General features: G+C 58.3%; 7 protein-coding genes, 2 tRNA genes and 3 rRNA genes. 9 read left to right on the top strand and 3 right to left on the bottom strand.

Annotated features, from left to right (window positions below; all coding sequences use genetic code 11):
* Positions 1-518: 518 nt before the first annotated feature.
* The 5 genes from JLK41_RS15190 to rrf all read left to right on the top strand — a co-directional run bounded on the left by JLK41_RS15190 (position 519) and on the right by rrf (position 5,707).
* Positions 519-2,055 (top strand): 16S ribosomal RNA (locus JLK41_RS15190).
* A gap of 88 nt (positions 2,056-2,143) precedes the next feature.
* A tRNA-Ile gene (locus JLK41_RS15185) sits at positions 2,144-2,220 on the top strand.
* Between the two features lie 20 nt (positions 2,221-2,240).
* Positions 2,241-2,316, top strand: a tRNA-Ala gene (locus JLK41_RS15180).
* A gap of 244 nt (positions 2,317-2,560) precedes the next feature.
* Positions 2,561-5,453, top strand: a 23S ribosomal RNA gene (locus tag JLK41_RS15175).
* 138 nt (positions 5,454-5,591) lie between these two features.
* Positions 5,592-5,707, top strand: a 5S ribosomal RNA gene (gene rrf, locus JLK41_RS15170).
* Together the 16S, 23S and 5S rRNA genes with 2 tRNA genes alongside form the textbook arrangement of a ribosomal RNA operon.
* Positions 5,708-6,010: 303 nt before the next feature.
* Here the strand turns inward: rrf and queD are convergent.
* Together queD and JLK41_RS15160 are read right to left on the bottom strand one after the other, a co-directional pair.
* Positions 6,011-6,367, bottom strand: coding sequence for a 6-carboxytetrahydropterin synthase QueD (queD, locus tag JLK41_RS15165; protein WP_003461315.1), 357 nt, complete (start codon positions 6,365-6,367; stop codon positions 6,011-6,013).
* A 133-nt stretch (positions 6,368-6,500) separates the two neighbouring features.
* Positions 6,501-7,580 (bottom strand): patatin-like phospholipase domain-containing protein, encoded by a 1,080-nt coding sequence (locus JLK41_RS15160; protein ID WP_150605592.1) that lies wholly within the window; start codon positions 7,578-7,580, stop codon positions 6,501-6,503.
* 146 nt (positions 7,581-7,726) lie between these two features.
* Here JLK41_RS15160 and JLK41_RS15155 point away from each other — a divergent pair, with 146 nt between their 5' ends.
* The 4 genes from JLK41_RS15155 to JLK41_RS15140 are packed head-to-tail and all read left to right on the top strand — an operon-like array spanning position 7,727 to position 10,327.
* Positions 7,727-8,035 carry a PepSY domain-containing protein gene (locus JLK41_RS15155; RefSeq protein ID WP_150605591.1) on the top strand — a complete coding sequence of 103 codons (309 nt, stop codon included), beginning with the start codon at positions 7,727-7,729 and terminating at the stop codon, positions 8,033-8,035.
* Positions 8,035-8,349 (top strand): PepSY domain-containing protein, encoded by a 315-nt coding sequence (locus JLK41_RS15150; protein WP_134676841.1) that lies wholly within the window; start codon positions 8,035-8,037, stop codon positions 8,347-8,349. The genes JLK41_RS15155 and JLK41_RS15150 overlap by 1 nt, the downstream gene beginning before the upstream one ends.
* Complete coding sequence (locus tag JLK41_RS15145; protein WP_150605590.1) at positions 8,349-9,017, top strand: response regulator transcription factor; 669 nt, start codon at positions 8,349-8,351, stop codon at positions 9,015-9,017. The genes JLK41_RS15150 and JLK41_RS15145 overlap by 1 nt, the downstream gene beginning before the upstream one ends.
* On the top strand, positions 9,014-10,327 hold the full coding sequence (locus JLK41_RS15140; protein WP_037048299.1) for an ATP-binding protein: 1,314 nt from the start codon (positions 9,014-9,016) through the stop codon (positions 10,325-10,327). The genes JLK41_RS15145 and JLK41_RS15140 overlap by 4 nt, the downstream gene beginning before the upstream one ends.
* Before the next feature lie 16 nt (positions 10,328-10,343).
* Here the strand turns inward: JLK41_RS15140 and JLK41_RS15135 are convergent, their stop codons facing one another.
* The gene (locus JLK41_RS15135; RefSeq protein WP_210389280.1) at positions 10,344-10,940 is read right to left on the bottom strand and encodes an NADPH-dependent FMN reductase; all 597 of its coding nucleotides are present in this window, start codon (positions 10,938-10,940) and stop codon (positions 10,344-10,346) included.
* Between the last annotated feature and the right edge of the window lie 66 nt (positions 10,941-11,006).

The following is an 11,006-nucleotide window of genomic DNA, read 5'->3' as shown; positions in this document are numbered from 1 at the left end:
GGTTGTAGAATGCGCGCCACTTCAGCGATGAAGCTCTTCGAAAACTTCTTGTTAATCAATAAGTTAAGTTTAAAAGAGGGGTTGCAAAGCTGGATCGGGTGTGTAGAATGCGCGCCGGTCGACAGGGTGGTGGTTGAGCCCTGTTGGTGATTCGGTCGAGTGGATCGAAAGCGGTAGAAAAGAGGTGGTTGACAGCGGTTTTGAACGCTGTAGAATGCGCCTCCCGCTGGAGAGAAGAAGCTCTGATCGAAAGCGCAAGTGGTTGAGTAGAAAGAAAAAATTCTTCGAAAAACAGCTTGACAGAAACAAAGGCTGCTGTAGAATGCGCGGCCTCGGTTGAGACGAAAGACTTAACCAACTGTTCTTTAACAACTGAATCAAGCAATTCGTGTGGGTGCTTGTGAGGTAAGACTGGTAGTCAACTGATTATCAGCATCACAAGTAACACTCGTGAATTCGAGAGTTTATTTGCGATTGCTGAGCCAAGTTTAGGGTTTTCTCAAAACCCAAGCAGTATTGAACTGAAGAGTTTGATCATGGCTCAGATTGAACGCTGGCGGCAGGCCTAACACATGCAAGTCGAGCGGATGAGGGGAGCTTGCTCCTGGATTCAGCGGCGGACGGGTGAGTAATGCCTAGGAATCTGCCTGGTAGTGGGGGATAACGTTCCGAAAGGAACGCTAATACCGCGTACGTCCTACGGGAGAAAGCAGGGGACCTTCGGGCCTTGCGCTATCAGATGAGCCTAGGTCGGATTAGCTAGTTGGTGAGGTAATGGCTCACCAAGGCGACGATCCGTAACTGGTCTGAGAGGATGATCAGTCACACTGGAACTGAGACACGGTCCAGACTCCTACGGGAGGCAGCAGTGGGGAATATTGGACAATGGGCGAAAGCCTGATCCAGCCATGCCGCGTGTGTGAAGAAGGTCTTCGGATTGTAAAGCACTTTAAGTTGGGAGGAAGGGCTGTAGGCTAATATCCTGCGGTTTTGACGTTACCAACAGAATAAGCACCGGCTAACTTCGTGCCAGCAGCCGCGGTAATACGAAGGGTGCAAGCGTTAATCGGAATTACTGGGCGTAAAGCGCGCGTAGGTGGTTCGTTAAGTTGGATGTGAAAGCCCCGGGCTCAACCTGGGAACTGCATCCAAAACTGGCGAGCTAGAGTACGGTAGAGGGTAGTGGAATTTCCTGTGTAGCGGTGAAATGCGTAGATATAGGAAGGAACACCAGTGGCGAAGGCGACTACCTGGACTGATACTGACACTGAGGTGCGAAAGCGTGGGGAGCAAACAGGATTAGATACCCTGGTAGTCCACGCCGTAAACGATGTCAACTAGCCGTTGGAATCCTTGAGATTTTAGTGGCGCAGCTAACGCATTAAGTTGACCGCCTGGGGAGTACGGCCGCAAGGTTAAAACTCAAATGAATTGACGGGGGCCCGCACAAGCGGTGGAGCATGTGGTTTAATTCGAAGCAACGCGAAGAACCTTACCTGGCCTTGACATGCTGAGAACTTTCCAGAGATGGATTGGTGCCTTCGGGAACTCAGACACAGGTGCTGCATGGCTGTCGTCAGCTCGTGTCGTGAGATGTTGGGTTAAGTCCCGTAACGAGCGCAACCCTTGTCCTTAGTTACCAGCACGTTATGGTGGGCACTCTAAGGAGACTGCCGGTGACAAACCGGAGGAAGGTGGGGATGACGTCAAGTCATCATGGCCCTTACGGCCAGGGCTACACACGTGCTACAATGGTCGGTACAAAGGGTTGCCAAGCCGCGAGGTGGAGCTAATCCCATAAAACCGATCGTAGTCCGGATCGCAGTCTGCAACTCGACTGCGTGAAGTCGGAATCGCTAGTAATCGTGAATCAGAATGTCACGGTGAATACGTTCCCGGGCCTTGTACACACCGCCCGTCACACCATGGGAGTGGGTTGCTCCAGAAGTAGCTAGTCTAACCTTCGGGGGGACGGTTACCACGGAGTGATTCATGACTGGGGTGAAGTCGTAACAAGGTAGCCGTAGGGGAACCTGCGGCTGGATCACCTCCTTAATCGAAGACTTCAGCTTTCTCATAAGCTCCCACACGAATTGCTTGATTCACTGTAGAAGACGATGCTGTAACGCGGCGACCCTGTGATAGGTCTGTAGCTCAGTTGGTTAGAGCGCACCCCTGATAAGGGTGAGGTCGGCAGTTCAAATCTGCCCAGACCTACCAATTCAGGTGCAGATGCTTACGGGGCCATAGCTCAGCTGGGAGAGCGCCTGCTTTGCACGCAGGAGGTCAGCGGTTCGATCCCGCTTGGCTCCACCATTACAGCATGATCGTAGAGAGTTCAGAAATGAGCGCTTCAGGTGATGACCTGTTGAGTGCTGATTTCTGGTCTTTTGACCGGTACAAATCGTTCTTTAAAAATTTGGATATGTGATAGAAGTGACTAACGATGTGTTTCACTGCACATTGTTAATCAAGGCAAAATTTGTAGTTCTCAAGACGCAAATTTTCGGCGATGTCGTCTTCACGATTGAGACAGTAACCAGATTGCTTGGGGTTATATGGTCAAGTGAAGAAGCGCATACGGTGGATGCCTTGGCAGTCAGAGGCGATGAAAGACGTGGTAGCCTGCGAAAAGCTTTGGGGAGTCGGCAAACAGACTGTGATCCAGAGATCTCTGAATGGGGGAACCCACCCGGCATAAGCCGGGTATCTTGTACTGAATCCATAGGTGCAAGAGGCGAACCAGGGGAACTGAAACATCTAAGTACCCTGAGGAAAAGAAATCAACCGAGATTCCCTAAGTAGTGGCGAGCGAACGGGGACTAGCCCTTAAGTTGATTTGAGTGTAGTGGAAGGCTCTGGAAAGTGCCGCCGTAGTGGGTGATAGCCCCGTACACGAAACGCTCTTATCAATGAAATCGAGTAGGACGGGGCACGAGAAACCTTGTCTGAACATGGGGGGACCATCCTCCAAGGCTAAATACTACTGACTGACCGATAGTGAACCAGTACCGTGAGGGAAAGGCGAAAAGAACCCCGGAGAGGGGAGTGAAATAGAACCTGAAACCGTATGCGTACAAGCAGTGGGAGCCTACTTTGTTGGGTGACTGCGTACCTTTTGTATAATGGGTCAGCGACTTATATTCAGTGGCGAGCTTAACCGAATAGGGGAGGCGTAGCGAAAGCGAGTCTTAATAGGGCGCTTTAGTCGCTGGGTATAGACCCGAAACCGGGCGATCTATCCATGGGCAGGTTGAAGGTTAGGTAACACTGACTGGAGGACCGAACCGACTACCGTTGAAAAGTTAGCGGATGACCTGTGGATCGGAGTGAAAGGCTAATCAAGCTCGGAGATAGCTGGTTCTCCTCGAAAGCTATTTAGGTAGCGCCTCGTGTATCACTGCTGGGGGTAGAGCACTGTTTCGGCTAGGGGGTCATCCCGACTTACCAAACCGATGCAAACTCCGAATACCAGCAAGTGTCAGCACGGGAGACACACGGCGGGTGCTAACGTCCGTCGTGAAAAGGGAAACAACCCAGACCGTCAGCTAAGGTCCCAAAGTTATGGTTAAGTGGGAAACGATGTGGGAAGGCTTAGACAGCTAGGAGGTTGGCTTAGAAGCAGCCATCCTTTAAAGAAAGCGTAATAGCTCACTAGTCGAGTCGGCCTGCGCGGAAGATGTAACGGGGCTCAAACCATACACCGAAGCTACGGGTTCATCCTTTGGATGAGCGGTAGAGGAGCGTTCTGTAAGCCTGTGAAGGTGAGTTGAGAAGCTTGCTGGAGGTATCAGAAGTGCGAATGCTGACATGAGTAACGACAATGCGAGTGAAAAACTCGCACGCCGAAAGACCAAGGTTTCCTGCGCAACGTTAATCGACGCAGGGTTAGTCGGCCCCTAAGGCGAGGCAGAAATGCGTAGTCGATGGGAAACGGGTTAATATTCCCGTACTTCTAGTTACTGCGATGGAGGGACGGAGAAGGCTAGGCCAGCACGGCGTTGGTTGTCCGTGTTTAAGGTTGTAGGCTGGTTTCTTAGGTAAATCCGGGAGATCAAGGCCGAGAACTGATGACGAGCGTTCTTTTAGAATGCGAAGTGGTTGATGCCATGCTTCCAGGAAAAGCTTCTAAGCTTCAGGTAACTAGGAACCGTACCCCAAACCGACACAGGTGGTTAGGTAGAGAATACCAAGGCGCTTGAGAGAACTCGGGTGAAGGAACTAGGCAAAATGGCACCGTAACTTCGGGAGAAGGTGCGCCGGTGAGGGTGAAGTATTTACTACGTAAGCCCATGCCGGTCGAAGATACCAGGCCGCTGCGACTGTTTATTAAAAACACAGCACTCTGCAAACACGAAAGTGGACGTATAGGGTGTGACGCCTGCCCGGTGCCGGAAGGTTAATTGATGGGGTTAGCGCAAGCGAAGCTCTTGATCGAAGCCCCGGTAAACGGCGGCCGTAACTATAACGGTCCTAAGGTAGCGAAATTCCTTGTCGGGTAAGTTCCGACCTGCACGAATGGCGTAACGATGGCGGCGCTGTCTCCACCCGAGACTCAGTGAAATTGAAATCGCTGTGAAGATGCAGTGTATCCGCGGCTAGACGGAAAGACCCCGTGAACCTTTACTATAGCTTTGCACTGGACTTTGAGCTTGCTTGTGTAGGATAGGTGGGAGGCTTTGAAGTGGGGACGCCAGTTCTCATGGAGCCATCCTTGAAATACCACCCTGGCAACCTTGAGGTTCTAACTCTGGTCCGTTATCCGGATCGAGGACAGTGTATGGTGGGTAGTTTGACTGGGGCGGTCTCCTCCCAAAGAGTAACGGAGGAGTACGAAGGTGCGCTCAGACCGGTCGGAAATCGGTCGTAGAGTATAAAGGCAAAAGCGCGCTTGACTGCGAGACAGACACGTCGAGCAGGTACGAAAGTAGGTCTTAGTGATCCGGTGGTTCTGTATGGAAGGGCCATCGCTCAACGGATAAAAGGTACTCCGGGGATAACAGGCTGATACCGCCCAAGAGTTCATATCGACGGCGGTGTTTGGCACCTCGATGTCGGCTCATCACATCCTGGGGCTGAAGCCGGTCCCAAGGGTATGGCTGTTCGCCATTTAAAGTGGTACGCGAGCTGGGTTTAGAACGTCGTGAGACAGTTCGGTCCCTATCTGCCGTGGACGTTTGAGATTTGAGAGGGGCTGACCTTAGTACGAGAGGACCGGGTTGGACGAACCTCTGGTGTTCCGGTTGTCACGCCAGTGGCATTGCCGGGTAGCTATGTTCGGAAAAGATAACCGCTGAAAGCATCTAAGCGGGAAACTTGCCTCAAGATGAGATCTCACTGGGAACTTGATTCCCCTAAAGGGCCGTCGAAGACTACGACGTTGATAGGCAGGGTGTGTAAGCGCTGTGAGGCGTTGAGCTAACCTGTACTAATTGCCCGTGAGGCTTGACCATATAACACCCAAACAATCTGCTCTGACAGCAGAGGGTGTCGATGGTGAAGTCGACAGAAAGCCGAAAATTTGCGAGAGCTACAAGCCTCTATCACGTATCCAAGGGATCGCGCCCTACCGCGAGATCCCAACCGAATTGCTTGACGACCATAGAGCGTTGGAACCACCTGATCCCATCCCGAACTCAGTAGTGAAACGACGCATCGCCGATGGTAGTGTGGTGCTTCACCATGTGAGAGTAGGTCATCGTCAAGCTCCTATACGAAACCCCAGATCTCTAACGAGGTCTGGGGTTTCTTCTTTGCGCGGCAGAAAGTCGGGTGTGGACAGCGCCGGGCATGTGGGCGAAGGCTGATCGCCGGCAAGCCGGCTCCTACGCGGCGGCGCCTAGGCCTGAGTGCCACGAAATTCCCGTAGGAGCCCGCTTGCGGGCGATGGCGAGGGGAGAGGGGGCAGCAGGTTATACCGGCAAACCGGCATCCTGCCGGAGCGCGAGCACGTGGCGTATTGGCCACAAACAAAAAGGCCACCTTGCGGTGGCCTTTGTCGTTTCTGCTGTCAGTCGCCGCGGTATTCGCAGCCGCTGGTGCAGGTCTCGTGGATGCGTACCCGCGACAGTTCCGGCAGCAGCGGTTTGACCTGTTGCCAGATCCACTTGGCCAGTACTTCGCTGGTCGGGTTTTCCAGGCCGGGAATGTCGTTCAGGTAGTTGTGGTCGAGCTGTTCGTAGATCGGCTTGAAGATCGCCTTGATCTCGGAGAAGTCGCGAATCCAGCCGGTATAGGGATCGACTTCACCTTCGATGTAGATGGCGACCCGGAAGGAGTGGCCATGCAGACGGCCGCACTTGTGTCCCTCCGGCACGTGGGGCAGGCGGTGGGCCGCCTCGAAGATGAACTCTTTGAACAATTCCACTGAACAGCGCTCGCGTAATGATTTCGCCTGACTGGCGTTTGGCCGCGCAGTTTATCAGGTCTGTCCGTGAGCCTGGGCATTCAGTGGTCGCATGCGGGGCGCTCGATGCGGCAGTGCCCCGTGGCATTGGGCGTCACAGCGGTTGCAGGCGCTCGGCCAGGCGGCCGCTCTCCACCAGTTCGAGAAACTCGTCGCCAAGGCGAGCGCTTTCCGTCATCGCCTGGCGCCAGTAACGCTCGCGCCCGTCGTCGTTGCCCAGGTAGCGCTTGAAGTCGGTACGGTCAGGCAGCTTGCCGTGTGGCAGCTTCGCCAGGTATTCGCGAGAAGGGGCCAGCAGCAGGACATCCTGCAAGCGCGTGCGATCACCGCGGCGCCAGGGCATGCTCTTGTCGAACCAGCCCGGTATCACCCTGTCGGTGAAATGAGGATAGAGGACGATATCGTTCCCGCTGTAGGGCAGGTCGAGGTGATAGTCGAGCAGGCCGCCATCGCGATAGGCGCCGGGTTCCAGGCCGGGAATCTCGCGGATCGCTTCCATCACCATGGGGATCGAGCCGGAAGCCAGCAGGGCATGGCGCAGGTTTTCGGCTGTCAGGGCATGGAAGTGCGAGCGAAAGTCGTTCAGTTCCGCCAGCGGCGTCGTCTGCCGCGCATCATGCAGGATCACCCGGTCGAAATGCCGACCGAGGCGTTGCCGCGCCAGCAGGTTGTTGCCGATGACCGACGACAGACCGAGACTGAGCTTGCCCCGGTGGTCGTGCTGCAGCAGACCGTGGCTCTTCACCACGACGATGTGCAGACGATAGTGCGGGTTGGCGATGATGCTGGCGTCCTGGTCGGCCAGCAGCTCATGCAGCATCTGGCGGCAACTGCCGGATACGTCGGCCATGCTCACGCCCTTGGCGAAGCGCTGACTGGTGTAGAGCTCGCCGAGTCGACGGATACCGGCGGCCGGGTCCGGCAGGCAGGCACTGGCGAAGCGCCAGGAGCCGATGGATGCACCGATCAGCGCGCGTTCGCGAGGTGCGCGAGCCAGCCAGTCACCGAACAGCGCCAGGTCCAGGCCCTGAATGCCGATGCCCTTCGGGCCGCCTGCTGCGCCAGGCAGAATGCCGACATCCGCCGGGCTCAGGCCATGCTGGCGAATGCGTGCCAACGCTCTGGGGCCGGCCTTGAGGGTCAGGGCCGGGGACTTGATCTGGATCGCGCTCATCGATGCCTCCTTTCGCAACCGGCGATTATAAAGCGCCAGGCGGGCAGGCCAAGCGACTTCATGAGCTGAATGACGGCACTGAATTCAGCTTGAATTAAGTGCCTGGGCCTAGAGTGGTGAGTGTTGATTCACTGCTGGAGAGACCCATGAAACGATTGATCGCCCTCACGACACTTGCCACCCTCGCCAGCGCCGCTACCATGGCCCAGGCGCGCGACCTTGGCCCGGACGAGGCGCTGCGCCTGCGTGATGCGGGGACCATTCAGTCCTTCGAACAGCTCAATGAGACTGCCCTGGCGAAACACCCCGGCGCGCGCATCGAAGAAACCGAACTCGAGGACGAATACGGTCGCTACATCTACCAGGTGGAACTGCGCGATGCTCAGGGCGTGCAGTGGGACCTGGAACTGGATGCCAGTACCGGGGACGTGCTCAAGAATCACCAGGACGACTGATGAAGTTTCGACGTACCACCGTGCTCCTGCTGCTACTGGCCGGCGGCTTTGCCAGCATGCCAGGGCAGGCGCGTGATCTCGATCAGGACGAGGCGCTGCGCCTGCGTCGCGAAGGCGTCATCATGCCTTTCGAGCAACTGATGCTGCATGTGGCGCAGGCCTATCCGGATTCCACCCTGCTGGAAGCCGAGCTGGAGGAGGAGGACGGCGTGCTGGTCTACGAGGTGGAGATACTCACCACCGCCGGTGTGGTGCGCGAACTGGAGCTGGATGCCCGCGACGGGCGCGTTCTGAAGGACGAGGAAGACGACTGATGCGCCTGTTGCTGGTGGAAGACCATGTGCCCCTGGCCGATGAGCTGACGAGCAGCCTGAATCACCAGGGCTATGCCGTCGATTGGCTGGCGGATGGCCGCGATGCCGCCTATCAGGGCGCCAGCGAGCCGTATGACCTGATCATTCTCGACCTGGGCTTGCCGGGCAAGCCGGGGCTCGAGGTCCTGCAGGAGTGGCGTGCAGGCGGCCTGACCACGCCGGTGCTGGTGCTGACTGCGCGGGGTTCCTGGGCCGAGCGTATCGAGGGGCTGAAGGCCGGCGCCGACGACTACCTGACCAAGCCCTTTCATCCCGAGGAACTGGCATTGCGCATCCAGGCGCTGTTGCGGCGGGCGCATGGTCTTGCCAACCAGCCGCAGCTCGAGGCGGCCGGCTTGCAGCTGGACGAAAGCCGTCAATGCGTGACGGCTGGCAATGAGGTGGTCGATCTGACGGCCGCCGAGTTTCGTCTGCTGCGTTACTTCATGCTGCATCCCGGACAGATTCTCTCCAAGAGCCACCTGGCCGATCACCTGTACGATGGCGAGACCGAGCGCGACTCCAATGTCATCGAGGTGCATGTCAATCGCTTGCGCGGCAAGCTCGGGCGCAATGTGATCGAAACGCGGCGCGGGCAGGGCTATCGCTTCACCGGAGAACGCGGTTGAGGTCGATCCAGCGTCGGCTCGGCCTCGGCCTGGCCGGCACGCTGCTGCTGGCCGGCCTGGTCCTGGCGCAGGCCAGCCTGTGGGTGTTCGACCGTGGCCTGCGTGCCTACCTGGAGGATTCCTTGCGCGACGAGGCGCAAGGGCTGCTGACCGCCCTGGTGCGGGGGCCTTCAGGCCTGCAGCTGGATGAGCGGCGCCTCGATCCATCGTTCCAGCGGCAGTTTTCCGGGCACTACTTTCGCATCGACTTCTCCGACCGCAGCTGGCGTTCGCGCTCGTTGTGGGACCGCGAGCTGCTCAAGCCAAGCGGCACGGGTATGCAGGCCGAACTGGCCGACGGCCCGCAGGGCCAGCTGCTGCTGATCTACCGTGCCGACTACCGCCGTTATGGCGAGAACCTGTCGATCAGCGTGGCCCAGGACTACCAGCCGATACTGCAGAGCTTCCGCCACATGCAGTGGGTCGGGCTCGGGCTGGGCGGCGCCGCGCTGCTGCTGATGCTGCTGGCTCAGCGTTATACCGTGCGCCGCGCACTGCGCCCGCTGGAGCAGGTCCGCCAGCAGATCGTGCAACTGCAGCAGGGCCGCCGCAGCGATCTGGATGCGCAGGTGCCGGAGGAGCTGGAGTCGCTGGTGGCGCAGATCAACCACCTGCTGGCTCACACCGAGGACACCCTGAAGCGCTCGCGCAACGCCCTGGGCAACCTGGGCCATGCCCTGAAGACCCCGCTGGCGGTGCTGATCAGCCTGGCCGGGCGCGAAGAGCTGGCCGCGCACCCGCAGTTGCGCGCCAGCCTGCGCGAGCAGCTGCAGCAGATCGAGCAGCGCCTCAGCCGTGAGCTGGGCCGCGCGCGGCTGGCGGGGGAGGTGTTGCCGGGGGCGCGTTTCGATTGTGCGCAGGAGCTGCCGGGGCTGTTCGCCACCCTGTCGATGATTCACGACCGCGGGCTGTCCCTGGACTGGCAGGCACCGCCTGGTCTGGTGTTGCCACGTGACCGCGAGGACTTGCTGGAGCTGCTGGGCAACCTGCTCGACAACGCCTGCAAATGGGCCGCGCAGCGGGTGCAGCTGACGGTGGAGGAAGATGCCGACGGCTATCGCCTGTGCGTCGACGATGACGGGCCAGGCATCGCTGCCGAACGCCGCGACGCGGTGCTCGGCCGCGGCACCCGCCTGGACGAGCAGGTGGCGGGGCATGGCCTGGGGCTGGGCATCGTGCGCGACATCATCGAGGCCTGGAATGGGCACATCGAATTGCAGGACAGCCCACTGGGTGGGCTGCGGGTGATGGTCCGTCTGCCCCGGCGTTGAGCGAGGCGCAGGGGGCTCACATACCGTTGGCGAATGCCGGGTTGTCGAAGCTGATCGCCTCGCGCACCGGCTGCAGGGCGTGGCCGTAGCGCACCAGTACGTCGAGCGCATAGTCGATGCGGCCACGGATGCGTTCGTCGGCTTCGTCCACCGCTTGCGGGCCGTTCAGCACCTTCTCGACCTGGCGCACGATCAGGTGCTCCGGCAGGTAGCACAGGCGGCAGTTCTTGTAGCTGGAAGCGCGCAGTTCCGCGATGGGGTAGGCGCCGCCGATGCCGGATGAGACGCCCACCAGCAGGCCGGGCTTGTGCGCCAGTTCGGCCTTGCTGGCATAGATGAAGAAGTTCTTGATCGCCGGGCAGGCCATGCCATTCCACTCGGGGGCAATGATCACCAGCGCATCGGCTGTCGCGAGCTGCTGCCGATACAGGTCCCAGGGGCCGGTGTCTTCCGCCGGCCAGAGCGGCAGTGGTGCCAGCCCCAGGTCGATGACGCTGCTGGACTCGTGGCTGGTGTGGCCCAGCTCGATCAGGCGCTGACGCATTGCGCGAGCGACCTTTCCCGACTGACTGTTGTTGCGGCTGGAGCCGGCGACCAAGGCGATATTGAGCATGCTGCTTCCCCCGAAAAAGAACGCAGGCTAGGCGATTGCCTGCCTGCGTTGCAAGGAAAGCACCGC

The sequence above is a fragment of the Ectopseudomonas khazarica genome (assembly GCF_017915135.1).
Classification (GTDB): domain Bacteria; phylum Pseudomonadota; class Gammaproteobacteria; order Pseudomonadales; family Pseudomonadaceae; genus Aquipseudomonas; species Aquipseudomonas khazarica.
This window is presented reverse-complemented; position numbering and strand designations above follow the sequence as displayed.

Excerpts from the sequence above, each read along its gene's own strand:
- JLK41_RS15160 (WP_150605592.1), bottom strand. The coding sequence starts at position 7,580 with ATGAGCGCGATCCAGATCAAGTCCCCGGCCCTGACCCTCAAGGCCGGC.
- JLK41_RS15155 (WP_150605591.1), top strand. The coding sequence starts at position 7,727 with ATGAAACGATTGATCGCCCTCACGACACTTGCCACCCTCGCCAGCGCC.
- JLK41_RS15150 (WP_134676841.1), top strand. The coding sequence starts at position 8,035 with ATGAAGTTTCGACGTACCACCGTGCTCCTGCTGCTACTGGCCGGCGGC.
- JLK41_RS15145 (WP_150605590.1), top strand. The coding sequence starts at position 8,349 with ATGCGCCTGTTGCTGGTGGAAGACCATGTGCCCCTGGCCGATGAGCTG.
- JLK41_RS15135 (WP_210389280.1), bottom strand. The coding sequence starts at position 10,940 with ATGCTCAATATCGCCTTGGTCGCCGGCTCCAGCCGCAACAACAGTCAG.